This is a genomic window from Microbulbifer variabilis ATCC 700307 (genome assembly GCF_000380565.1).
In the GTDB taxonomy this organism is placed as follows: domain Bacteria; phylum Pseudomonadota; class Gammaproteobacteria; order Pseudomonadales; family Cellvibrionaceae; genus Microbulbifer; species Microbulbifer variabilis.
In genome coordinates this window covers 136892-162790 of record NZ_AQYJ01000021.1, presented here as the reverse complement: position 1 = coordinate 162790, position 25899 = coordinate 136892, and the positions used below count along the sequence as shown (strand labels likewise).

The 25899-nt window shown below is 54.7% G+C and carries 21 protein-coding genes; 2 read left to right on the top strand and 19 right to left on the bottom strand.

Translation table 11 applies throughout. The annotated features are described in order from the left end of the window. Nucleotide 1: 1 nt before the first annotated feature. From G367_RS0103825 to leuC, 19 genes are all read right to left on the bottom strand, one after another. On the bottom strand, nt 2–2023 hold the full coding sequence (locus tag G367_RS0103825) for a transglutaminase TgpA family protein (protein WP_020411775.1): 2022 nt from the start codon (nt 2021–2023) through the stop codon (nt 2–4). Then, entirely contained in the window at nt 2023–3009 is a 987-nt protein-coding gene (locus G367_RS0103820; RefSeq protein ID WP_020411774.1) for a DUF58 domain-containing protein, read from the bottom strand. The genes G367_RS0103825 and G367_RS0103820 overlap by 1 nt, the downstream gene beginning before the upstream one ends. A gap of 4 nt (nt 3010–3013) precedes the next feature. Continuing rightward, a complete protein-coding gene (locus tag G367_RS0103815; RefSeq protein ID WP_020411773.1) occupies nt 3014–3925 on the bottom strand; it encodes an AAA family ATPase in 912 nt (303 codons plus the stop codon). 150 nt (nt 3926–4075) lie between these two features. Then, nucleotides 4076–5257 carry an O-succinylhomoserine sulfhydrylase gene (locus G367_RS0103805; RefSeq protein WP_020411771.1) on the bottom strand — a complete coding sequence of 394 codons (1182 nt, stop codon included), beginning with the start codon at nt 5255–5257 and terminating at the stop codon, nt 4076–4078. A gap of 104 nt (nt 5258–5361) precedes the next feature. Beyond that, entirely contained in the window at nt 5362–6849 is a 1488-nt protein-coding gene (purF, locus tag G367_RS0103800; RefSeq protein ID WP_020411770.1) for an amidophosphoribosyltransferase, read from the bottom strand. 42 nt (nt 6850–6891) lie between these two features. After that, nucleotides 6892–7386: a CvpA family protein gene (locus tag G367_RS0103795; protein ID WP_020411769.1), complete on the bottom strand. Its 495-nt coding sequence runs from the start codon at nt 7384–7386 to the stop codon at nt 6892–6894. A 240-nt stretch (nt 7387–7626) separates the two neighbouring features. Beyond that, nucleotides 7627–8283, bottom strand: coding sequence for an SPOR domain-containing protein (locus tag G367_RS0103790; protein WP_020411768.1), 657 nt, complete (start codon nt 8281–8283; stop codon nt 7627–7629). Next, entirely contained in the window at nt 8264–9535 is a 1272-nt protein-coding gene (gene folC, locus G367_RS0103785; protein ID WP_020411767.1) for a bifunctional tetrahydrofolate synthase/dihydrofolate synthase, read from the bottom strand. The genes G367_RS0103790 and folC overlap by 20 nt, the downstream gene beginning before the upstream one ends. Nucleotides 9536–9610: 75 nt before the next feature. Continuing rightward, complete coding sequence (gene accD / locus G367_RS0103780; protein WP_020411766.1) at nt 9611–10465, bottom strand: acetyl-CoA carboxylase, carboxyltransferase subunit beta; 855 nt, start codon at nt 10463–10465, stop codon at nt 9611–9613. Nucleotides 10466–10624: 159 nt separating this feature from the next. Continuing rightward, nucleotides 10625–11434 carry a tryptophan synthase subunit alpha gene (gene trpA / locus G367_RS0103775; protein WP_020411765.1) on the bottom strand — a complete coding sequence of 270 codons (810 nt, stop codon included), beginning with the start codon at nt 11432–11434 and terminating at the stop codon, nt 10625–10627. Nucleotides 11435–11526: 92 nt separating this feature from the next. Beyond that, complete coding sequence (trpB, locus tag G367_RS0103770; RefSeq protein ID WP_020411764.1) at nt 11527–12750, bottom strand: tryptophan synthase subunit beta; 1224 nt, start codon at nt 12748–12750, stop codon at nt 11527–11529. A 162-nt stretch (nt 12751–12912) separates the two neighbouring features. After that, nucleotides 12913–13542 carry a phosphoribosylanthranilate isomerase gene (locus tag G367_RS0103765; RefSeq protein WP_040628161.1) on the bottom strand — a complete coding sequence of 210 codons (630 nt, stop codon included), beginning with the start codon at nt 13540–13542 and terminating at the stop codon, nt 12913–12915. 132 nt (nt 13543–13674) lie between these two features. Then, entirely contained in the window at nt 13675–14568 is an 894-nt protein-coding gene (truA, locus tag G367_RS0103760) for a tRNA pseudouridine(38-40) synthase TruA (RefSeq protein WP_020411762.1), read from the bottom strand. A gap of 152 nt (nt 14569–14720) precedes the next feature. After that, nucleotides 14721–18080: a motility hub landmark protein FimV gene (locus tag G367_RS0103755; protein WP_020411761.1), complete on the bottom strand. Its 3360-nt coding sequence runs from the start codon at nt 18078–18080 to the stop codon at nt 14721–14723. A gap of 197 nt (nt 18081–18277) precedes the next feature. Continuing rightward, nucleotides 18278–19273 carry an Asd/ArgC dimerization domain-containing protein gene (locus G367_RS0103750; protein WP_020411760.1) on the bottom strand — a complete coding sequence of 332 codons (996 nt, stop codon included), beginning with the start codon at nt 19271–19273 and terminating at the stop codon, nt 18278–18280. A 191-nt stretch (nt 19274–19464) separates the two neighbouring features. After that, the gene (gene asd, locus G367_RS0103745; protein WP_020411759.1) at nt 19465–20580 is read right to left on the bottom strand and encodes an aspartate-semialdehyde dehydrogenase; all 1116 of its coding nucleotides are present in this window, start codon (nt 20578–20580) and stop codon (nt 19465–19467) included. Nucleotides 20581–20649: 69 nt separating this feature from the next. Continuing rightward, a complete protein-coding gene (leuB, locus tag G367_RS0103740; protein ID WP_425411203.1) occupies nt 20650–21708 on the bottom strand; it encodes a 3-isopropylmalate dehydrogenase in 1059 nt (352 codons plus the stop codon). Between the two features lie 30 nt (nt 21709–21738). Continuing rightward, complete coding sequence (gene leuD, locus G367_RS0103735; RefSeq protein WP_020411757.1) at nt 21739–22386, bottom strand: 3-isopropylmalate dehydratase small subunit; 648 nt, start codon at nt 22384–22386, stop codon at nt 21739–21741. Beyond that, nucleotides 22386–23834 carry a 3-isopropylmalate dehydratase large subunit gene (gene leuC, locus G367_RS0103730; protein ID WP_020411756.1) on the bottom strand — a complete coding sequence of 483 codons (1449 nt, stop codon included), beginning with the start codon at nt 23832–23834 and terminating at the stop codon, nt 22386–22388. Before leuC ends, leuD begins: the two co-directional genes overlap by 1 nt. Nucleotides 23835–24019: 185 nt before the next feature. On the opposite strand from leuC, the gene G367_RS0103725 reads away from it, so the two are divergent. Both G367_RS0103725 and G367_RS0103720 read left to right on the top strand, forming a co-directional pair. Continuing rightward, nucleotides 24020–24892: a LysR family transcriptional regulator gene (locus G367_RS0103725; protein WP_020411755.1), complete on the top strand. Its 873-nt coding sequence runs from the start codon at nt 24020–24022 to the stop codon at nt 24890–24892. Nucleotides 24893–25125: 233 nt separating this feature from the next. Next, the gene (locus tag G367_RS0103720) at nt 25126–25863 is read left to right on the top strand and encodes a TIGR04219 family outer membrane beta-barrel protein (RefSeq protein WP_020411754.1); all 738 of its coding nucleotides are present in this window, start codon (nt 25126–25128) and stop codon (nt 25861–25863) included. Nucleotides 25864–25899: the final 36 nt, after the last annotated feature.

Genomic DNA, 25899 nt, shown 5'->3' with positions numbered 1-25899 from the left:
TTCAGCTCCCCACCAGTTCCCGCTTGTGGGCAGGACTGACAGCTGACGCTAATCGCCAACGCAGCAGCTGACGCAGCTCACTCAAAGCCGCACTCTCACCGGCATAAGCCGCTCGCTCAAAAGCATCGGTAACCCGTTGTGCCAGGGTTGCCAAACGCGGCTTTTGCGCGGCGATACGCTCCGCATAATCCTGCGGCGTCTCTCCAGCATCGCGTTTTACCCCTGCGCGCGCCATGCGACGACAAAACTTGCGGTATAGCCGCTCCGCCGGTGGCAACTTGCGTCTGCGACCGCTGTACCAGATCCACGCCAATACGCCCAGCAATGCCAGTACAGTTGGTAAAGCAAACAACAGCGCCATTCGCAGTGGCGACACATCACCCAGCAAACGCTGCAAAGTATCGCGCTGCCTTTCACTATCGAAGCTCACTACCGTCTGGTACCAACGGTAGTTGATCATGTCCCATTGCAGTCGAAGTTTTACCAGTACATCAATACGGTGCAGGGGCAGCAGCGAGTCCTGCATAAACTCCTCTCCAGCTGCACTCTCCAGTCCATCGCGCACCCGCTCAGGCGCTACTGCCGCAGTGGGGTCCACCCGCTGCCAGCCACGCCCATCCAGCCAGATCTCCGCCCACGCGTGGGCATCGTACTCTCGAACCAACAGATATTGCTCACCCCTTACCCACTCACCACCCTGATAACCGGCGACAACCCGTGCAGGTACACCTGCAGCGCGCATTGCGAACACATAACTGCCAGCAAAATGCTCACAAAAGCCCTGTTTACTGCCAAACAGGAATTCATCAACACTATCAACACCCAGAGCCGGGGGCCTCAATGTATAAGTAAATTCGCGGTTGTAACGAGCTAACAGCTGCGTGGAAATTTCCTCTGCACCCAACCCCCTGCGACGCAAGTTCTCCACCCACTTACGGGTGCGCTCGTTACCCTCTACAGGCAACTGCAAATTGCGACGGCGTTCGGCGGTGCTAAGAGGAGCCTGCACACTATCGGTATCCCTCGGCCAGGAGCGCACTTCATAGGCAAAGCGACTGTAAACAGGAGTCCGTTTAACCAGCCGGTCATCCTCGGTCTCCCCCACTTCGGTGCTATCGGAAACCGGGCGCGCCAGGGCAAACAACCACGGGGTCCGGCTTGCCTCCTGAATCACTTGATAACGGTAACGTGGCCCCACCTGAGGCAGCGGCCGCTCACCACTCCTCCAGTAAACGCGCCCACCATTGCGCGGATCGACACCAAAGCCCTGACGCCAGGTGCGCCCATCAAACTCGGAATACACCAAACCGCGCCAATAGCGCTGCTCTGGCGGCGGTATGGGTCCATCGAATGAGATCCGCAGTGCCGGCTTATCGGATTTCGATAGGCGGGTAAAGTCGCCCGGAGCCATGGAATCGCTGACCCCAGTGCGCCCGGCAGATGTGTCCTGGGGTACTGACCACAAGGGCCCCAGACGCGGCATCACCACAAACAGCAGCAGCATTAGCGGCGTAGCCTGGGCCAGCAGTCGCAGGGAAAGCCCCAGGGCCCGACGCGGGCGAGCACTAAAGCTACCCATTTGAGCAGCTAGGGCTGCAGTGATCACAACAACACTGAGCAAACCGTAAAGAGCGTAGGGAATAGTCTGCTCTCGCACAAAAAGAGTGGCGGCGACGAAATAAGCCAATAACAGGCTGACAAAGGCGTCACGGCGGCTCACCAGCTCCAGGTTTTTCAGGGTGAATGACACGGTCAGCAGTGCAACCATCGGCTCCAGCGCAAACCAGCGCCGGTAGGACATAGCCAACCCGGCTATTATCAGAAAAATCACCAGAAGCTTCAGAGTACGGCCAGGCAGGTCTCGACGACCTCGAAAAACTTCTAGGCGCCAATAGACAGCGAAGGCCCAAGCAAAGGGCACCCAAAGCGGCAGCTGGGTAAACTGGGGTAAAAGAGCAACAAACTGTGCAGCGAAGATCCACAGTAAGCTCTCGCGGGGCAGCAAATCCTGGGTGGTGGCCATTAACTACCCCACTTCGGAAACAGGGCCAGAGCCTGCAGCACTTCCCGCTGGTGGCTCGGCCCCAGGGAAGGCTCGATAGCGACACTGGGCAAGCGCAGCCCATAAGCAATGCCTTGTTTCTCTGCTTGCAGGCACCAGTAACACAAGTTGCTCAAACGGGTTTCCACATCGCGCCCATCGAGCAGTGCCCAATCGAGCCAGAGGCGCACATCAGTGCGGCACTCATAATCCTTGCTGTAAAGATCACGCCCCGCGGCATATTGTTTCCAGGCCACGTGCCGCAGGGAATCGCCGGGCTGATAAGCTTTAAGGGCACTGAAATCATCACCCCCATGGCGCACCTCACCGAAATCTCCCTCTGTTTGTACGCCCCCAAAAGGAAGAGGACCAGCAGATATCGGTCGGGGGTATACCAGGAACTCCACATCTAGGTCGATACGACTCCAACAGCGAAATAAACCGAGGGGGAAGCGGCTTTCAATTCGCAGACGCGGGGCCTGTACACGGCCGCGCTCCACCACAGGCATGGAAATGCGAATATCCTCGCTAGCCTGCGCACAAAGATCCAAGTAAGCACCTTCTTCGGGAGGCCAGCACAGTCGTATCCACTCCCTTTCGCGCTTATCCTCACGGCTTATATTGATTTGCGCTTCAGCAAAGTCGCCAGCAAAAGCCGGGCTTGTGCCAAGCAACTGCAGGCGCAAGCCAGTCAAGTTGGCGAAGGTATGCACTGGCAAAACTACAAATACACTGACAAGCAGGAAAGTCAGGGCAAATACCAGGTTATTTTCGTAATTAGTACCCAGTAACCACAGCAGCATAATCACCAGAAGAAACCCTAGCCCCGCACGGGTGGGCAAGATAAAAAGACGACTGTGATTGAGGGTGATACTGCGGGAGCGCGGCGCACGGCGACTGAGCCAGCGCTGCATGGCGCCACGCAAGGGGTCTGTAAGAAAACGAGCCGGGTTGCGTAAAACACTCATTCATTCAAGCCGCGATAATATCCACTTGGCGTACCAGCCGCTCCACCAACTGATCGCCATTGCCACCCTCGCCCTGCAATCGGTGCCCCGCCACAGAGGGCAATACGGCTTGGATATCCTCAGGTAACACATGGCCGCGATTGTGAAGAAGCGCCCAGGCCTTAGCCGCTCGCAACAACGCCAGTGCACCACGGGGCGACAAACCGACCGCGCAATCCGGGCTCTGTCGTGTATGCAGTACAAGCCGTTCAAGGTAATTCAATAAACTGTCGGAAGTTTTTACCTGGCCCACTAGGCTCTGCATCTTTCTCAGGGTTGCGAGATCGATACGCGGCTTTAATTTAGCAAGCTGTTGGCGCGGATCGGTGCCCAAATACAGGGCTCGCTCGGCCTCTCTGGTCGGATAACCAAGACTGATGCGCATCAGGAAGCGGTCCAGCTGGGATTCCGGTAAAGCGAAAGTGCCAGACTGTTGCAGTGGATTCTGGGTAGCAATTACAAAAAATGGTTGTGGCAATAACCTGGTCTCGCCATCCACACTGACTTGGCACTCTTCCATCGCCTCAAGCAGCGCACTCTGGGTTTTTGGCGAAGAACGGTTGATCTCATCTGCCAAAAGAACCTGGCTAAAAACCGGGCCCTCGTGAAAATGGAACTGACCCGATTCCCTGTCAAAAATGGAAACGCCAAGTATATCCGCCGGCAACATATCACTGGTGAATTGCACCCGCTTGTAGGAAAGCCCCAACACCTGAGCCAGGGCGTGGGCCAGGGTGGTCTTACCCATGCCGGGTAAATCCTCAATCAACAGGTGCCCTTTTGACAAAAGGCAGGCCAAAGCCAACTTTACCTGACGCTCTTTACCCAGCAGAACACTGCCGATATCGGAAACTATGGCGGAAACTATTTTTTGCACGGCAAATCCATTACTGCTCTGTTTTTTTCAGGCCTCGGACACGGCCTCAACCTCAATATGGGTAGCACTCACCGGCAGCTTTTTGCTGCAAATAAGCTGGCTACCCCGTATTAATCATAGGTAGAAAGGGGCACTGCCAAAAAGTGCAACCTACAGCTGGGACAAGCCCCGCATTAGGTCACGCTTGAGATCTTCCACATTTTCAAGCCCCACAGAAATGCGAATCAGGTTTTCGGTGATACCCGCACGGGCCTTGTCTTCATCGCTCAGGCGTCCGTGGGTGGTGGTGGCCGGATGCACGATCGTGCTCTTGGCATCACCGAGATTGGCTGTACAAGACAGGATTTTGCAACTGTCGATCACCTTCCAAGCCTGTTCCCTGCCACCGCGCACAGTGAAACTCAGCACGGCGCCGAAGGCATCCTGTTGCTCCCGAGCCAACCGGTGCTGGGGGTGCTTTGGCAAACCGGTGTAGTTGACTCTCTCCACCATCTCCTGCTCATCCAACCACCAGGCCAAATCGAGTGCATTAGTACAGTGGGCCTGCATCCTCAGCTTCAGCGTCTCCAAGCCCTTAAGGAATACCCAGGCATTGAAAGGGCTCATGCTGGGGCCAGCTGTGCGCAAAAATACCACCAACTCATCCATAATTTCCTTGCGCCCAACTGCGACGCCGCCAAGGGCACGCCCCTGGCCATCAAGGAATTTTGTCGCGGAGTGCACAACGATATCAGCGCCCAGCGACAACGGACGCTGTAGTGCCGGGGTACAGAAACAGTTATCCACCACCAGCAGAGCACCGGCACTATGTGCCACTTCCGCCAGGGCGCGAATATCTGCCACCTCGCACAGGGGGTTGGAAGGAGTCTCCATGAATAACAGCTTGGTAGAGCCGTCCACCGCCTGCTTCCAGGCATCCATATCAGTGAGATCCACGTAGCTTACGCGCACACCGAACTTTTCCATATAGCGCCCAAACAGTGCGGTAGTAGTACCAAATACGCTGCGGGAACAAATTACCCGATCACCACTTTGCAGCAAAGCCATGCAAATACTGAGGATCGCGGCCATACCACTGGAAGTCGCCACAGCTGCCTCACCGCCCTCTAGCGCGGCAATACGCTCTTCAAACATACGCACAGTGGGGTTGGTATAGCGGGAATAAACGTTACCGGAACTCTCGCCGGCAAAACGTGCGGCGGCTTCCGCAGCGGAGGGGAAAACGTAACTGGAGGTAAGATAGAGGGCCTCAGAGTGCTCGCCTTCCGGCGAACGGACCTGCCCGGCACGCACGGCCAGGGTTTCCAGAGCGTAACCGTCGTCTTCAAACATATACCGCTTCCTGGTCAGTATTTTTTGGAAGCGGTCATCTTAACCGAAACGGCCGTGCATGGCGCCCTCTTCTGCCGTGAAGAGGACGCTGGTCCAGAGGTCAATTACAAGGCGCTGGTATTGGCCTTCTTGCGCTTGGCATCGTCATTACGTGCCACATGCTGGTTATTGAGGTACTCCTCATCCACATCGCCAGTTACATAGTTTCCATCGAATACAGAGCAATCGAACTGCTCAATTTTCTGCTTGCCGCCACTGGAACTCACTACCAGGTCTTCCAGATCCTGGTAAACCAACCAATCTGCACCGATCTCCTGGCAGATCTCCTCAGTGGTGCGATCGTGGGCCACCAATTCATTGGCTGATGGCATATCAATACCGTACACATTCGGATATTTCACCGCAGGCGCTGCACTGGCGAAATACACTTTCGCAGCACCGGCATCACGGGCCATCTGGATAATCTGTTTACAGGTGGTACCGCGTACAATGGAGTCATCCACCAGCAGTACATTTTTGCCGCGGAATTCCAGCTCAATCGCGTTCAGCTTCTGGCGCACAGACTTCTTGCGCTGCTTCTGTCCCGGCATAATAAAGGTACGGCCGATATAGCGGTTTTTTACCATACCCTCGCGGAATTTAACCCCCAATCGGTGCGCCACAGTCTGGCCGGCAGTACGGGCGGAATCGGGAATTGGAATCACCACGTCGATATCGTGATCCGGACGCAGGCGCAGAATTTTATCTGCCAGGTGCTCACCCTGACGCAGACGCGCTTTGTGCACAGATACGCCGTCCATAATGGAATCCGGGCGGGCGAAATACACATGCTCGAAAATACAGGGGGTCAGGGACGGGTTTTCCGCACACTGCTCGGAATGCACGGTACCATCCAGCTCAATATACAGTGCCTCACCAGGAGCCACATCCCGCACCAGGGTATAACCCAGTACATCCAGGGCCACAGACTCAGAAGCCACCATATATTCGGTGCCCTTCTCGGTCTCGCGTTTGCCGTAAACCAGTGGGCGAATTCCATTTGGATCGCGGAAAGCGACGATACCGTAGCCAACAATCAAGGCCACACAGGCATAAGCGCCACGCACACGTTTGTGTACTGCACGCATAGCGGTAAAGATGTCTTCTGCCTTGGGCTGCAACTTGTGCTGCTTGTGCAGCTCATGGGCAAACACATTCAACAATACTTCCGAGTCGGAATCAGTGTTGATATGACGCAGGTCCTGCTGGAAGATTTCGTCCATTACCTTGCGTACATTGGTGAGGTTGCCATTGTGAGCCATGGCAATGCCGTAAGGGGAGTTCACATAGAACGGTTGCGCCAGGGCGGGGCCGGAGCCTCCCGCAGTAGGGTAGCGCACATGGCCAATACCAAAATTACCTTTCAGGCGTTCCATATGGCGCGCACGGAATACATCGCGCACCAGGCCATTGGCCCTTTGCTGGTTCAGGCGATCATCGTCACAGGTTACGATGCCTGCGGCATCCTGCCCCCTGTGTTGCAATAGAGTGAGTCCATCATAGAGCTGTAGATTGACATCACTCTTACCGACGATACCGACGATACCACACATATATTTGACCCTATTGATCGAAAAGGCGGTGCTAGCGCCCGATTAAAATAACTCTACAAAAAAGTCCTTCACGGACTTGGCCAGCTCCCGCGCACTGCCCTCAAACTCGAGGAAATGGGGAATCAATACCGACTCACTCCACCAGCTGTCCTGCTCCACCGGCACCAGTGCCGGAGCCAGAATCAAAAGTGCCATCACCACAATTGCTCCCCGCACCAAGCCAAACACCATACCCAGCACACGGTCAGTGCCGGATAAACCGGTGGCCTCAACAAAAGCGGAAAGCATCATATTCAGGACAGCCCCGGCCAGGAGAGTGCCAAAGAACAGGATGGCAAAAGCGGCAATCACCTGAAGGGAAGGAGTATCGACGAGATTTGAAAGCAGAGGCGCAAGCTGGTCGCGAAACATCATTGCGACAATAAAGGCAGCGATCCAGGTGAGCAGTGACAGGGTCTCACGCACAAAACCCCGGCTAAGGCCGAAGAGTGTGGAAATACCCACAATAGCCAGGATGGTCCAGTCAGCCCAATTCATTCAACCCTACCTGCGTGGCGGCTGCTGCCGCGAAGAGCGCGCATTCTAACTTAAGGGGCTAGGCGCGTGAAGCCGTAGGCCAACCGATTGGAATTTAATACCCAGAGAACAAGTATTCGTGGAAGATTGACGGTCCAGCTGTGAATTTCTGCCGAATAAAAGTGCATTGGAAGTCAAGGGTCACCGGTGGCAACAACGTCCACCGGGCCATTAAAAAGGGATTACAAATAGCAATTGCTGTTACGCTTTGAAGCGCAGTACCAAGGTTTGGGCTTCCAGCAGGGCGTCCAGCTTCGATTTCAGAGCCTGGGCTTCCGCTTTCTCCACGTTAGGTCCCACAAAGACCCTCACATAACGCCCCTTATCAGTTTCAACCGCCCGAGTATAAGCGCGATACCCCTCATCCATAAGACGCATACGCAGCTGATCCGCACGGGAGGCATCACGATAAGAGGCCACTTGCACTACCCAAGCCACAGGCAGACCCTGAGTATCCACTAAGGCGGAAGACCCTTTTTGTGGGGCTGAGCGGACGGGGATATCAGGCACAGTATTATCGTCGGGTACCCCACCGACCGTTGCCGTAGTCTCTTCAGTCACAGTTGCCGCCTTGGGATTGGAAAACTGCTCAGGTACTTCCGGCTGGAAAGCCTCTCCTGGCGCCGGGGCTGGTGCCACATTGGCAACAGGCTCAGGCTTGGCAATCTCAATAGGCCGTATATCCGGTTCCGCTGGAATCTGGCTCACCTCACTGATGTAGCCTGACGACTCCCGGTCCAGCAGACTGGGCAGGAAAATGACAGCGAGCGCAGCCAACACCAGCGCACCGACGATACGCTGCTTGAAGCCATCGTTCAGCCGTCCCCTAAGGGGAGACTTATCCTCGCAATTCTCCATTATCCTCATCTCGCATCTGCTGCAGAACTTCCGCCACAGTAAAGAAGGATCCAAATACAAGCAACCTGTCCTGTGGACCGGTGGTCGCTAACAGCTGCTGTAAACCATCGGCGACATTTGGACAGCGGGCATCCACTTTAGTTACTTCAACACCCGCACCAGCAAGGCCACTGAGCAGTGCATCCGCTCCCGCAGCACGATCATTTCCGGGCAAAAGCGCTGGGTGCCAGTGGTTCACCTGGTTGCTCAGGGGGGCAAACAGCCCAATGAGATCCTTATCCGCCATAACCGCTACCAGGGCGTGGGTCTCTCCCGATACTGGGTTCGCATCCAACCAGCGGGCCAAATGCTCAGCCGCAGCGGGGTTATGCCCGACATCCAGTAACAGATTGCGATTGTGCCATAACAGCTGCTGGCATCGGCCCGGTAAGGTTATTTTTGCCAGGGCGCTCTCTACACCCTCCTCCGGCAGAACACCCAGTAGCACCAGTGCAGTTATTGCTGCAGCAATACTCGGGCGCGGCAGACTGATCGGCGGTATTGTCAGCTGCAGTTCGCCAAACTGGTATTTCTCTTCACCTTCACTTTGAGTAACAGAGAAATCCCGTCCAATAAAATAGCTCGAATTTGCCTGTTTTTCTGCCGCAGACAACACGGATTGCGGAGGATTCTTATCTGCACAGACAAACGGGGCTCCCGGTCTCAGGACACCCGCTTTCTCCCGGCCGATCACTTCCCTATCGCTTCCCAACCAATCCTCATGATCAATGGCCACGCTGGTGATAATTGCCAAATCCGCATCCACCAGGTTAACCGCATCCAGGCGCCCCCCAAGGCCGACCTCCAATAGTGCAAACTCAACCCCAGCGCGCTGGTACAGCCAGAGCGCCGCAAGGGTCGAGAACTCAAAATAAGTCAGGCTTATTTCACCGCGAGCAGTCTCCACCGCCTCAAAAGCGCGGACCAATTCCAGATCAGATACCTCGACACCATTGATCCGCACCCGCTCATTAAAACGCAGCAAATGTGGGGAACTATAGGCACCAACGGAATGGCCGGCAGCACACAGAAGGGCTTCCATTGTCGCCACGCAGGAGCCCTTTCCATTGGTGCCTGCCACCGTAATTACCGTAGGTGCCGGCTTTTGCACACCGAGGGTAGCGGCCACACTGGAAACCCGTTCCAGGCCAAGCTCAATTTCAGTTGGGTGCAACTGCTCAAGGCGGGAGAGCCAATCTTGCAATGAAGACATAGTTGGATAAATCACTGGTAGGAATTGGGCAGCCAGATTGTATTGTAACCGGCTGCCGATACGGGGGATGGAATATCAGTTACCGCTCAGTTTGCCCAGCAGGCGCGATACTGTAGAGCGCATATCCCTGCGCGGGATGATCATATCAATCGCCCCGTGCTCCAGCAGGAATTCACTGCGCTGGAAACCTTTGGGTAGTTTTTGGCGAATGGTCTGCTCGATAATATTGGGGCCGGCAAAACCAGCACGGGCACCGGGTTCAGCCGCATTGATATCGCCAAGCAAGGCCAGGGAAGCCGATACACCACCGTAAACGGGGTCAGTCATGATCGAGATATAGGGCACCCCGGCCATCTTCATTTTTTCCAGCACTGCCGAGGTCTTGGCCATCTGCATCAGGGAGATCAAGGCTTCCTGCATACGAGCTCCTCCAGTAGCGGAGAAACACACCAGGGGGATGCGCTGTTCCAGGGCGCGCTGGGCTGCACGGGTGAAGCGCTCACCCACAACATAACCCATGGAACCGCCGTGGAAAGCAAACTCAAATGCCACCGCCACCAGGGGCTCCCCCCTCAAAGTGCCTTGCATGGCAATAAGGGCATCTTTTTCACCGGTGGATTTTTGCGCCTGCAGCAAGCGGTCTTTATATTTTTTTACATCCTTGAACTTGAGGCGATCGACCGGTAATACATCGGTGGCCAGCTCTTCACGCCCCTCTTCATCCAGAAAAATATCCAGCCGTCGACGTGCACCAATCCTAATATGGTGGTCGCACTTAGGGCACACATCCAGGTTGCGCTCCAGCTCCGGGCGGTAAAGCATGGCGTCGCACTTGACGCACTTCTTCCAGACGCCTTCCGGAACCTTGCTGCTACCTGCGCGGCGCTCGGTGCGAATCACCGCGGGAACTATTTTTTCTAACCAGCTCATCTCGTTTCCAAATCCGGATACTTTCAATAGGCCGGCTCATTTTACCGACCAGTGAGTTTCAGGCTACGAATTAAAACACTAAGCAGAATTACAAACCCGGCCAGATCAGCCGCTATTTTTGGCTTTCTGGCCAGCCCTGTAACGGAACACCAAGCTAGATTAGCGGTCGAGAGCCTCGCGCATCTCACTGACAATTGCGCCAACCCTCTCCTTTGCTGCCACCAGATCTGCCGCCTCATTCACCGCCGTCACCAGGACACTCCCCACTACAGCGCCATCTCCGTGGGCACTTACTGAGCGTGCCGAGGCCCCGTCTTTAATACCGAAGCCTACACATAGTGGCAGGTCGGTGAAGCGGCGGATATGCTCGAGGTTGTCGCGCACTGAATCCAGATCCAGATGGCCTGCACCTGTTACCCCCTTCAGGGATACATAGTAAACAAAGCCACTCGCCAGGCCGGTAATCTCGCGAATACGCTCCTCAGTAGTGGTGGGGGTCAGCAGGAAGATATTGCGCAAGTTGCGCTCTGCCAACAAGCTATTGAGTGGACCTGCCTCTTCCGCAGGCAGATCCACTGTAAGCGCCCCATCAACACCGGCATCAAGCGCTGCATCGGCAAACTCCCGCTCCCCCATACGCTGGATCGGGTTGGCATAGCCCATCAGGATTACTGGCGTTTCCTCATCGACCTGACGGAATTCACGCACCGTGGCCAGGCACTTGCGCAGGGAGGCACCACTGGCCAACGCGCGCTCATGTCCCTTCTGGATTACCGGACCCTCAGCCATAGGATCTGAAAAAGGCACCCCCAATTCAATCATGTCGGCACCGCTGGCTACCAACTGGTGCATTAGCGGTACCGTATTCTCCAGGCCACCATCACCGGCGACAATATAAGTTACCAGGGCTTTACGACCCTCGCCGCGCAATCTGGAAAAGCGGCGGTCAATTCTGTTTTGTTCTGTCACTGTGTATTCCCTGAGCTACTCCTGGCTATCACCAGCTCACTTGGTCTGTATTCTCTGCCACCTGCCCGCCTCAACAAGCCGGCGCCAATCAGTTAAACCTCAATGTCATCAATAGCGGCAACGGTAAAAATATCCTTGTCCCCACGACCAGAAAGGTTCACAACAATATTCTGTTCCGGCTGCATGCTGGCAGCCAATTTCATCGCGTATGCAACAGCGTGGCTGGACTCCAGGGCCGGCAGAATACCTTCGGTTCGGGTAAGGCGACGGAAGGCATCGAGCGCCTCTTTGTCATCAGCAGTGACGTACTCTACGCGGCCAATATCTTTAAGCCAGGCGTGTTCGGGTCCAACACCCGGATAATCGAGGCCTGCAGAAACAGAGTGAGTCTCGATAATCTGGCCATCCTCATCTTCCATCAAGTACGTGCGGTTGCCGTGTAGGACACCGGGGATACCATCGTTGAGCGGCGCCGCATGCTTACCGGAAGCCAGGCCCTCACCACCGGCCTCCACACCAAACATCTTCACATCGGCATCATTCAGGAAGGGGTGGAACAGGCCTATGGCATTGGAGCCCCCACCCACACAGGCCACCAGTGCGTCGGGCAGCTGGCCAAAATGCTCGAGGCTCTGGCGACGCGCTTCACGCCCAATAATGGAATTGAAGTCCCGCACCAATTGCGGATACGGATGGGGGCCGGCAACAGTTCCAATAATGTAGAAAGTGTTATCGACATTAGTAACCCAATCACGCATCGCTTCATTCATGGCGTCTTTGAGGGTTTTGGAGCCGGATTCCACCGGTACTACTTCAGCACCCAGGAGTTTCATACGGTAAACATTGGGAGACTGACGTTTAACATCTTCCGCCCCCATATAAACCGTGCACTGTAATCCCAGACGTGCGGCCACCGTTGCAGAAGCTACACCGTGCTGACCCGCACCGGTCTCTGCAATAACCCGGGTTTTTCCGCTGTGCTTGGCCAATAGTGCCTGGCCTACGGTATTGTTTACCTTGTGAGCCCCGGTGTGGTTGAGATCCTCGCGCTTAAGCCAGATACGCGCTCCACCGGCCTGCTCTGTCAGGCGCTCAGCTAGATACAGGGGCGATGGCCGTCCGACATAGTGCGCAAGATCGTAGTCAAAAGCAGCGACAAACTCCGGATCATCTTTCAAGCGGCTATACATCGCCTGCAGTTCATCCAGTGCGCTGATCAGTGTCTCCGATACAAAGCGACCGCCGTACGGACCAAAATGCCCGCTGGCATCCGGAAAGGTGGAAAAATCAATAGCACCTGGCTTAGTCACACTCATACTCCGTCGATCACAAAAATTTCTTCTGTCTATTTACCTACTGATTAAAGCGCTACTCCTAACCACTTTAAACATTACCGGTCATTACTGTTGTAGATACTCCGCTCTACTTTTATTTACCGGCCAACACCGGTGGGCGACACCTCAATGTGCCACCTATTTTTACTCTGCGGTACCGAGCTGACTACCCTTCGCCGCACGAATAAAGGCAGCTACTTTTTGCGGGTTTTTTTTACCCGGTGACTGTTCCACACCTCCGCTGACATCCACGCCTTGCGGGTGCGCAGCTTTGATGGCACTGGCGACATTATCCGGGTTCAACCCCCCGGCCAGAACTATGGGTCTGGAGCTACTTTGAGGCACCCTATCCCAGTCAAAGGTCTCTCCAGTACCACCGGGAACCCCTGGGCGATAGGCGTCCAGTAGGAAACCACGCGACTTAGGGTGTTCCTCCATTGCAGCAATGGTATCCAACCCCTCTTTCATTCGGAGGGCCTTTATATAGGGCCGGCGGAACTGTTCACAGTAACGGGCTCCCTCCTCACCATGGAACTGCAGGAGGTTAAGAGGCACGAGCTCCAGTGCCTGATCCACCTCACCCTGTGCAGCATTCACAAAGAGCCCTGTTAAGGTAACAAAGGGAGGAACTACAGCGGCGATAGCGGCAGCAGCCTTGGGATCGATATAGCGGGGGCTCGCCTTGTAGAACACCAGTCCCAGCGCATCAGCGCCAGCATCAACAGCCATAAGGGCATCTTCAGCACGGGTGATGCCACAAATCTTCACTTGCATTGCTAAACCTGAAGCCAGCCGACCGACCAGCAAAAACGAGGGAATTCCCGATACTAGCAGATTGGTGCAAGGTGTGAAACGCGTGCCACCCTAACCTATAAGGCCATTCTGACTACTACTCAACTATTCCAGTCATACAACCGGTAACTCTCCCAGAGACAAAGGCACCAGAAGTGGCCCAGGCTCACACTGGGGTAGTTGGAACTCCCGCGGGTATTGCACATCCACCAAATAAAGGCCAAATGGCGGTGCTGTAACCCCTCCTGCCGAGCGGTCGCGCTGGTCCAGCACCTCTTTTACCCATATCGGTGCCCGCTCTCCGCGCCCCACAGCCATTAGTACCCCAGTTATATTGCGCACCATATGATGCAGGAAGGCATTGGCACTTACTTCCAGAACGATCAGCTGCCCTACACGAGCAACGTCCAGGCGGGTAATTTCTCTAACCGGGCTCTTGGCTTGGCACTGGGAGGCCCGAAAGCTGGTAAAATCATGGCGGCCAATCAGGTAGTTTGCCCCCTCGCGCATAGCACCGAGATCCAGGGAGTGCTGGGTCCAGGTAACTTCCGCTGCGCTGTGGGCAGAACGAGTCGGCGCGCTGTGGATCAAATAGCGGTAACTGCGCGCATGGGCGGAGAAACGTGCATGGAATTGCGGGAGCATTTTGCGACACCAGCGCACACGCACAGAGTCTGGCAGCTTGGTATTCACTCCCTGTATCCAGGCCCGTTCTGGGCGCTGGGCGTGAGTATCAAAGTGAATTACCTGATTGGTGGCGTGAACGCCCGCGTCAGTACGCCCAGCACAGACCAGCGTTATGGGCTCTGCAGCGATAATGGACAAAGCCCGCTCAAGGTGAGCCTGCACTGTCTCCGCAGCTGATTTTTGCTTCTGAAAACCGTGCAATCGCGCACCGCAATACTCAACCCCCAGAGCGAATCTACGCAGCCCATCCGGCAACCGCTCACCCGCTGGAACCTCTCCATTGGTTTTATAAATGTACTCGCGTTCTCTGGCCTGCATCATATTGAAAAACCACTCTTTGCCCCTCCCGATATCAGAGCGACAGCAATATCAATCAGATTAATGCCCCTAACGGACAGGAAAATAATGCTCCAGCCCAATAAAAAAACCTCGCAGCCTGTGCGAGGTTTCCTAAGGCGAAATACCAAGAAAATTTACACCATACGCTCCAGCATTTCCTCAGCGCGATTCCTATGCTCACCGCCTCCATCCTGGGCCACTTCCTTGAGGATATCCTTGGCGCCCTCTTTATCCCCCATATCCAGGTAAGCCTGGGCCAATTCCAGCTTGGTACCCATCTCGTCGCCGCCTTCGAGCAGGCTCAATTCCGAGTTGAGGTCACTTTCCAGGTTGAAATCCAAGTCGGCAAACTCAGACTCTCCTCCAGATTGCTCTTTTTCAGCCATAGCCTCAAGCTGCCCAGGCTCATCGGCTATAGCCCCCTCGCCAAGATCCGCGCCAGTCTCAAGAGTAAGGTCGCCATCAGTAGACTCATCAATCAGGGCAAGCTCATCCTCTAGAGAGAACTCCTCCTCAATAGACTCCCCGCCCAGAGACAACTCCTCACCGGTTGCTTCCAACGAGGCCATATCCAGCTCAAGATCCGTCTCCAGAGACAAATCACCACTATTATCGAGTTCAGCCGATTCACTGGAAACCGCTTCAGCTTCCACTGCCAATTCATCAGGAGAGGAAAGATCCGCGGCAATATCATCGAGATCGATATTGTCGAGATCCAACTCGGAATCGAGCTCTCCACCAATCATTTCAAGCTCACCCTCAGAGAACTCCTCCAGGGACAAATCGGCTTCACCTGCGGGGCTCTGCAAGTCTGCGAGATCCATATCGATAGCATCAAGATCCAGGTCCTGATCCAATTCAGCAGCTGGCTCTTCAGCCTGAGGCTCCTCAATAATCGATTTTACCTCATCCTCACCATCCATCATGGAGAGGTCCAGCTCGAAGTCCAAGCCACCTATAGACCCGCCGGCCTTGGCTTCAGAGGCCTCGGCAGCCGCACTTTCAATGGCTGGCTCCGCACTGTCACTTTCAAGCTCCAGGGAGTCAAGGTCCAACTCAGCGCTATCGAAGGCATCTATCGCTAACTCATCCCCAGAGGCCTCCTTCACTGTTGGCTCACCAAGGTCACCAGCTTCTGAATTGAGATCGCCGAGGTCCAGCTCACCCAGATCCAGATCATCGAGGCTTAGATCATTATCTGCCTGCAATGGGGTTTCGCTATCAGCCAACTGCGCATCATTTTCCAGTGCGCCATTGAGATCAAGGTCATCCAGGTTGAATTCGCTTTCCAGGTCCGAAGCTGGGTCAGTACCAGAAACCGACTCATCAAAAGAGGTGTCCAGGTCGAGATCCAGGGACAACTCCTGTTCGGAATCGGCGCCGACAGGCTTTTCATCGCCCAGGGACAGATCCATGGTCAGATCATCGAGAAGCGACGTGTCACTGCTGAAATCATCAGCGGGGAGGGTTGACGGTTCAGCACTGGAAAAATCCTGGTCCAGGGCTGCACCGATATCATCCAACTGCGCCGCTTCCAGGGATTCACTGGAAAAATCCATTGACGGTGCTTCAAAATCCGGCGCCCCGGCAATGGTTTCGCGCAAACGCGCTGCGCGGTCAGCCACAGGGCCATCGCTAATACTGAGCAACTGCAGATAGTGCTCGTCAAATTTCTCTACATCCTGATGATGGGCATACACCTCCATCAGCATCAGGCGCGCATCCACCACTTGTGGGTCTTTTTCCAGGCCCTGTAACAGCTTGGCCTCAGCCTCTTCATACTGTCCCAGCGACAAATGAATTTCCGCCTCGGAAATAGGGTCATCGGTTCCCACATCCCCAAGATCGCCAAGGTCAAAAGTATCATCCGCCTCCATGCTTTCAACAGCGGCCAGGGTTTCATCCGGTTCCGCGTTTTCCATCGGAATCTCTATTGGCGCCCGCTCGGCAGCCATTTCCTGCTCCAGCTGCTGCTCGGCCTCTTGCTCAGCTTTACGGCGGCGCCAAGTAAAGAAGCCAAAAATACCGACCAGCAAGCCGGCAGCCCCAATACCGATGAACTGCATATTATCGCCGAGCCTCTCCATGAGAGTGGGCTCTGACTTGGTCTGGACCGAAACTACGCGATTGCGCGCTTCCGGCTCTACAGCAGCCGTTTCCACCTCAGGCTGCTCGGCTGTATCGAGAGATTCACCTTCACTCGCGGCAAGCATCTCTTCCTGCACGGTATCGATTTCTGCAGAGTCAATTTCACTGGGATCAAGCAGAGGATCAGACTGCTCTGCAGCTGCCTGTACCGCACGCATCTCTTCATTGGAGACATCGACCAGAGCCTCCATGGTGTCAATCTGTTCATCGAGCTCTGCGATGCGCTCGCGCAGCTCGGTGTTTTCCAGCTGCGATTTATCCAGTTCTTCCTCTGCCACTGTCAGGTCGCCATCCAGCGCTTCGCTGTCTTCTGCTCCACTGCCAGAACCGGAAGTAACGGATTCGTTATCACCTGGAGCGGCCAAGCTTACCCTCCCTTCAACAACATCATTGGCTACGGTCTCTTCGACCACAGCGCGGGCATCCAGGGGCGCAGCTGCAGCAATGTCTTCCGCACCTGTACGCTGGCGCCAGGAATCATTTTGCTGGGCAACCTCGGAGATCGCCTCGGTAAGGCTTAGGCTGCGCAGGTCATCAGCATTGGGCAAGCGCAGAACAGCGCCCTTTTTCAGCAGGTTGATATTGTCATTAATAAAGGCTTCAGGGTTCAGGCGCTGGATCGCCAGCATGGTCTGCTGCACTGAAAACTCGCGGCCAACGCGATTTTCCAAGGCGATCTCCCACAGAGTATCGGCGGAGGAAACCGGGCCATAAACCTGGCTGTTGCTGCCCGCGTCTTCCACAGAAGAAGCGCGTTGCGGCTGGCGCCGAACCGGCTCAGACTGCTGCGCCGTCGCAGGTTCACCAACCAACTCACTGTCCGGCTCAACCGTCGGCTGTTGAGCTGGCTGGAGGGGACGTTGAGCGGGACGCTGTACCGGAGTATCCCGACGGACTTGTTGGCGTTCACGTTCAGCAGCACGCACCGGTTGCTGGGCTGTGTTCGGCGAAAATGCCGGCAGATCCATCAACAGGGTATACTCGCGCAGCAGGCGGCCGCTGGGCCAGCGAGTCTCCACCAGGAAATTCAAGAAAGGCTCACGGATAGGCTCGCGGCTTGTTATGCGAATAACCGGCTTGGCACCCGAATAATCCACATCAAAGCGCAGTGAAGTGAGTAAATAGGCGCGCTCCACCCCGGCACGATTGAATTCATCCGGCCCCGCGAGGCGTACTTTAATCTCTGTGTCGTTCAGACCGCGCGTTTGCAGCAGTCCGATCTCCGCATTAAGTGGCTGATTAAGGGTGGAGTTGAGTTTGATCTCACCCAATCCGAGCGCTAGAGCCGCGTTGCTTCCCAGTGCACCGACTAGACCAACTGCAAGTGCCAGCTTACGCACACGCATATCCGATTCCCTTTATTGTTAGAATCTTCCCAGGGCTTCCGAAAAGCGCGCCTTCAGAAAATCCCCATTACTGAACGGTAATCGTTCGACTAATTGACCGCCTTTCAAGCGGCCACCAACTGTGGTGAATAATTCGCCACTCTCAGCCGGACCAAAGTTAAGATTACACCTTCACTATGGCCGCTAAGTATTAAATATCAGTAGTTTTTTAGCAACAAGTGAGCAATTTGTGCACAGTTCATTGCTACATCTTTTCGCAGGTTGTCTGATACTGCACAAAGATTTAGCTGACGCTTATTAAGTAGACTTTGGCGCAAGCGTCCGATGATTGTCACATCGCTGCCGACTGCGTTTTCTGCTGATGGCTGTTCCGCCAACTGCAGGCGAGCGCCATTGCCCAACAATGCGCGCGCATTTTCCAAATCAACATCTTCCAACAGGGAAACACCCAAGTTAGCCAGCTGACCGTGAAATACGGAAACCGTGCTGATGTTGGCGTCCACCGCAACATTCTCGCCAAGCAGGCGGCGCAAATCATGGATCAGGGTCAGCTCACTCACAGTGTGACCACTGGCGAGCAGCCCCTCGCTAGCGCTTAGCAAATTAAAAGCCAAGCGGTGGCCGATCGCCGGATCAATTTCTGCCTCCTGTCCACTAAACATACGCGCCGTCTGTGCGGCCATTGAATCAATCGCAGCCTTCCCCAGCGCAGATACCGGCTGGCTCAACTGAACTTCGATAGCCTGCAACTTATCCTTCAGGGGGGCCAAGGCCTCCGCGACCATGGCGGCACCAGCACAGGGTAGGGTAACTAGGCGACGATCTGCATTCGCCAGATCCCCACTGTTAAACATCGGGTGGATCAAAACAGCACTTTCATCGCCTCGGGTATTGGCAGCCGCATCCACTATCCAGGCATCATTTTGCTCGGCCGCAGCCATGGCGGCTTGAACAGCATCACCGGCGCTCAATAGGAGAACCACCTGCTGGTCATTAAAAGCGAATTTTTCCAGGGACTGCACAGGAATATTGCGGTTAGCAAACACCTGCGGGTCCACTTCCCGGTCTTCGGTCTCCAGCAAACTCAGCTGTTCAGCGGTAATAATTTCCCGCTCCTCCAGTATTTCCAGCAGAGGGGCAAAGGCGGCGTTATCGACACCGACGATGACCAGTTCGCGGGCGGCTTCGGACATGGCTATTCACTTCGTTGAAATTGGAAAGGAAAAAATGAGGGGCGATTATACCTGTGAGGGAAAATCGAAAAAGCCGCTATGACAACCAGTAGCGGCTTTTTACGCGATGGGGTTCACAGCTTGGCGAAAAGTCCTCCATTAATAGGCACAAAAAAGATTGCCATTTGAGGACTTATCCAGGGCCGTACCAATTAAAGCTTGCCGAGCAAAATCAGAAGTATGCGGCGGAGGGGCTCTGCAGCACCCCACAGCAGTTGGTCCCCCACAGTGAAAGCGTTCAAGTACTCAGGCCCCATACTCAACTTGCGCAGACGCCCCACCGGGATATCCAGTTTGCCAGTCACGGCAGTGGGAGTCAGCGACTGTAAAGTAGCCTCGCGATCATTGGGCACGACGCTGACCCATTCATTTGCCGCACCTATCAACTGATCAATATCTGCCATAGGCAGGTCTTTCTTCAGCTTCACAGTGAAAGCCTGACTGTGGCAGCGCATCGCACCAATACGCACACAGGTACCATCCACCGGAATTGGAGCAGTTGTCTGCAGGATTTTGTTCGCTTCAACCTGAGCTTTCCACTCTTCACGGCTTTGGCCATTTTCAAGCTGGGTATCAATCCATGGCAGAAGGCTGCCAGCCAGGGGGGCACCGAACTCGGCAGTGGGAAATTCAACCGACCGTATATCCGCAGCCACCTTGCGATCAATTTCCAGAATCGCGCTGGCGGGGTCGGCGAGCTCACCGCTAACACCGTCGCGAATAGCGCCCATCTGCCCAATGAGCTCCCGCATATTGCGGGCACCGGCACCACTGGCGGCCTGGTAGGTCATGGCTGTAACCCACTCCACCATACCGGCTTTAAACAAACCACCGAGAGCCATCAACATCAGGCTAACGGTGCAGTTGCCACCAATAAAATTCTTTTGCCCGGCTTCTATGGCGCGATCGATAACATCACGGTTAACCGGATCCAGAACGATTACGGCATCGTCCTGCATACGTAAACTCGAGGCGGCATCTATCCAGTAGCCATTCCAGCCTGCGTCACGAAGGCGGGAGAAAACCTCCTTTGTATAGTCACCACCCTGACAGCTGACAATCGCATCTAACTCTGCCAATGCATTGATATCGTAGGCATCGCCCAAAGGCGGCAGTTCACGGTCAATATCCGGTGCCTTTCCACCCGCATTGGAAGTGGAAAAAAAAACCGGTTCAACGATATGGGCAAAGTCATCCTCTGAGCGCATGCGCTCCAGTAATACCGAACCGACCATGCCGCGCCAGCCGATAAAACCAATTTTTTGCATTGCGATATCCTGTGTGTGATGTGATCAAAGTGCGCCGCCGGGAAAGCGGCGCGATAGTGAAATCGGGGATTAAAGTGCAGCGACGACGGCAGCCCCCATTTCTGCGGTGGTGACTTTCTGGCTGCCCTCAGTATAAATATCCGCGGTGCGCAACCCCTGCTCCAACACCTTGCTCACCGCGGCCTCAATGGCTTCTGCTGCCTCACTCATATTGAGGGAGTAACGCAGCATCATCGCAGCGGACAGAATCGTTGCCAATGGATTGGCAATACCCTGCCCTGCGATATCCGGCGCGGAACCGTGGCAGGGCTCATAAAGGCCAAAACCACTTTCATTCAAGGAGGCAGAAGGCAACATGCCAATGGAGCCCGTAAGCATGGCGGCGGCATCTGAGAGAATATCGCCGAACATATTACCGGTGACCATTACGTCGAACTGCTTGGGCGCACGCACCAATTGCATCGCAGCGTTGTCCACGTACATATGGGACAGTTCAACATCGGGGTACTCCGGTGCCAGACGATCCAATACCTCTCTCCAAAGTACAGTGACTTCGAGCACATTAGCCTTATCCACAGAGCAGAGTTTACCGCTGCGTTTTTGCGCCGCCTCGAAGGCACTGCGCGCAATACGCTCAATTTCCGACTCACTGTAGACATAGGTGTTAAAGCCCTGGCGTTCGCCATTTTCCAGAGTCTGGATACCCCGAGGCTCACCAAAGTAAATGCCGCCAGTCAGCTCACGTACAATCAAAATATCCAGCCCTGAAACCACCTCCGGTTTCAGGGAGGAAGCATCTGCTAATTGGGGGTAAAGAATTGCCGGGCGCAAATTGGCGTATAAGCCGAGGCCACTGCGGATTTTCAACAGGCCTTTCTCCGGACGAATTTCTCTCTCCAGGGTATCCCACTGGGGACCACCAACAGCACCGAGTAATACTGCATCACACTCGCCAGCAGCCTTGAGCACCTCATCGGTGAGGGGCTCACCATGGGCATCAATTGAGGAACCCCCAATCAGCCCCTGTTCAAAACTAAGCCCCAAATTAAATTTTCCAGACGCGACTTCCAGTACCGCCATCGCCTGCTCAACAATTTCCGGGCCAATGCCGTCGCCCGGCAAAATCATTACTTTCTTTGTCACAGGAATTTCCTTTAATTACTGAACCGCATCAAAAAGCCATGGGGCTTTTTCACGTCGCACCTCTTCATAAGCACGAATATCTTCTGAGTGCTCCAATGTCAGGCCGATGTGATCAAGGCCATTAAGCAAGCAGTGCTTGTGGAACGCATCTACCTCAAAGGGAATCACTTCACCGCAGGGTTTGCGCACATGCTGCTGCTCCAGATCAATGGTCAGTGAATATCCTTCCTGCCCATGAGTTTCTTCAAACAACTGATGTACTACCTCCTCCGGTAATACAATCGGCAACAGGCCGTTTTTAAAACAGTTATTGAAGAAGATATCGGCGAAACTGGGGGCGATAACTGCACGAAAACCGTGATCATCCAGCGCCCAAGGCGCATGCTCACGACTGGAACCACAACCGAAATTCTCGCGCGCAAGTAATACCGAACCACCCTGGTAACGCGGGAAATTTAGTGGGAAATCTGGATTAACAGGGCGGTTTGAGCAGTCCTGCCCAGGGAATCCCTCGTCCAGGTAGCGCAGTTCATCAAACAAATTGGGGCCAAACCCGGTGCGCTTGATGGACTTAAGAAATTGCTTGGGAATTATCAGGTCGGTGTCCACGTTGGCCCGGTCCATCGGCACCACAAGACCTTCATGTTGGGTAAACGCTTTCATCAGGCCATCTCCTCTTCCGCTCGCACCGTCGCCATTTCACGCACATCGACAAAGTGTCCCGCAATTGCTGCGGCTGCCGCCATACTGGGGCTCACCAAGTGGGTGCGCCCACCATAGCCCTGACGTCCTTCAAAGTTGCGATTAGAGGTTGAGGCACAGTGTTCACCAGCCCCCAACTTATCTGCATTCATAGCAAGGCACATAGAGCAGGAGGGCTCTCGCCACTCAAAGCCTGCCTGCTCAAAGATTGCATGTAACCCTTCCTGTTCCGCCTGAGCCTTCACCGCCTGAGAACCGGGTACAACCAATACCTGCTTGACGCTATCTGCTTTGTACCGGCCTTGGACCACTTCAGCAGCAGCGCGCAGATCTTCGATCCGGGAATTTGTACAGGAGCCGATAAATACCCGATCCAGGCGAATATCACTAATCTTTTGCCCGGCCTCAAGGCCCATATAGTCGAGAGCGCGCTCCATTCCAGTACGCTTGGTAGCATCACTTTCGGCAGAGGGATCTGGCACTTTGGCACTGATCGAGGCCACCATTTCCGGTGAAGTACCCCAACTCACCTGGGGTTCGATATCTTCACCGCGCAATTCCACCACCGCATCAAACTCGGCGTCATCATCGGAATGCAGGTGACTCCAGGCCTCAACCGCTCTGTCCCACTGCCCACCTTTTGGCGCGTAGGGTTTGCCTTTCACATAGTCGAGAGTGATCTGGTCAACCGAGACCATGCCGGCACGGGCACCGCCCTCAATCGCCATGTTACAAACGGTCATACGACCTTCCATGGACATGTTGCGGATAACCTCACCGCCGAACTCAATCGCATAGCCAGTGCCCCCGGCGGTGCCGATCTTACCGATAATCGCCAGCACCACATCTTTGGCGGTAACGCCTGGACGGAGTTCGCCGTCTACGCGCACCAGCATATTTTTCATCTTCTTCTGGGTCAGGCACTGGGTGGCCATGACATGCTCCACTTCAGAAGTGCCTATGCCGTGGGCCAGCGCGCCCAGAGCACCATGGGTAGAGGTGTGTGAGTCACCACATACCACGGTCATACCGGGCAGAGTCGCCCCGGTCTCAGGACCAATAACATGCACAATGCCCTGACCCGGTTCGTTAATGCCAAACTGCACCACATCGAAATCCCGGCAGTTCTCATCCAGAGTTTGTACCTGAATGCGGGAAATATCGTCACGGATACCGCTCACGCCTGCGGCGCGCTCCGTGCTCTCGGAAGGCACATTGTGATCCGGTGTCGCCACTAGGGAATCCTTGCGCCAGGGTCTGCGCCCTGCCAGTCGAAGGCCCTCAAATGCCTGTGGGGAAGTCACTTCGTGAATCAAGTGACGGTCGATGTAAATAAGCGCCGAGCCATCATCACTGGTCTTGACCAGATGGTCTTGCCACAGTTTGTCGTAGAGTGTTTGCCCTGCCACAGCCAGTCCTCTCAATTGTTTAGAGAACGAGTCTACCCAGCAGCAACAAATAACACCAATTTATATTTATTATCACAAGTATTCCATAATGGAATTCAAAGCTCATCCTGAAGTAGCATGTAAGCTGGGTCGCTTCATACACCGCCAACAATATTCCCGCAACCCATAAAACGAGGCTAAAAAATTTGGAAATTCAATGGCTTAAAGCATTTTTAGCAATTGCTGAGAGAGGCTCTGTCTCCGAGGGGGCGACTCAGCTTCACCTGACGCAGCCCGCGGTAAGCAAGCGCCTCGCCGCCCTCGAACAGCAACTTGGCGCGACATTATTCAACCGCATCGGCCGGCGTCTACAGCTGACTGATGCCGGCCGCGTGCTACTGCCCCGCGCCCGACATATTCTCAACGAAATCAGTGATGCAGAGCGGGAGTTACGCGCCCTCAGCAACTCGGTGAGCGGCAGCTTGCGCATTGCTACCAGTCACCATGTGGGACTGCACCACTTGCCACCGGTGCTTAGAGAGTTCAGTAACCGCTATCCAGAAGTGGCCCTCGATATCGATTTCCTGGATTCCGAACAGGCTTATGAGGCACTGATGGCAGCCAAGTATGAGCTGGCAGTTGTAACTCTGGCCCTGAAAGAATACCCGCACCTCAATGCACAGGTTATCTGGCCCGACCCCTGTGTGGTGGTAGCCGCTCCAGAACACCCCCTGACAAAAATTCCCGCGCTGGAACTGGCCGACCTGGCCGACTATCCCGCCATACTGCCGGACCTCAATACCTATACCGGGCGCCTGATTAAACGCGAGTTTGATGCGCAAGGGCTAAAACTCAGCGCCAAATTAGCGACCAACTTCCTGGAGACTATCAAGATGATGGCCTGTGTGGGCCTTGGCTGGAGTGTACTGCCCCACACGCTGGTCGATGAAAGCCTCGCTGTATTACCAGTGAAGAAACTGCAGGTGCTGCGCAACCTGGGTGTCATCAGTCATCGCGGTCGCACCTTGAGCAATGCCGCCAGTGCCCTACAAGAAATGTTATTTGAAGCAGCCAATTAAACCAGCGCAAAAGGAAAAATATCACAAGCTCATTTAGTGAGACTTGGCTGACGAATACGGAGCCAATCGCAATACACTAAATGAGGCGGAGAGCTGAACCCCAACAGCACGACGCTTTTACACGCCAGTTTTGCTTATCCGTTCAAAAAGATTTGTAAAAATGTGCAACTTACAGCGGCACATAAAAAATATATCTGTACACTCCGCGACAAATTCATCACGGAGAGAAGTCCATGAAAAAAACCGCAATTGCTTTCAGTGCCCTCCTCGCCTGCACGACTGCCAGCGCAGATACCATACTTGGTTTTGATGCCACAGCAGGCGTCTGGCTCCCAGGTTACACCGGTGGCATTGGCAATGATGACTATGATTTGGACAATCTCTCCCTCAGCGAAGACAACATTACCTTTATTCAGGCGGCCCTGGAGCACCCGATACCACTGGTCCCCAATATCCTGTTAGCCCACAGCAAGATTGACACCGATGGTGCCGCACTATTGGAGGGCTCTGTAACCTTCGACGATGAAACCTTCCTGGTAGGCTCAGAGATCACCACTGACCTCACCCTTACACACACCGATGCCACCTTCTACTATGAAGTGCTGGATAACTGGGTGAATTTAGACATAGGCCTGACTGCGCGCATGTATGACGGAGAATTTACTGCGGTAAGCGAAACCCAGGCAGAAACTGTCGACCTCACCGGTTACTTGCCAATGGCCTACGCTATGGCGCGTTTCGACCTGCCATTTACCGGCTGGTCGGTTATTGCTCAAGGTAATGGTACGGCCTACCGAGGTGATACCCACACAGACCTCACCGCAAAAGTACGCTGGGATTTCGTACCGGCAATTGATTTGGCTATCGAGGCAGGCTATCGGGTAATGAGCCTTGACCTGGAAGAGTTGGACGACCTGCAGAGCGATATCGAAATTAAAGGTCCCTATATTGGACTCAACCTGCACCTGTAAATAGCCCTGCCCCACCTACTCGAAATAACCGCAGCG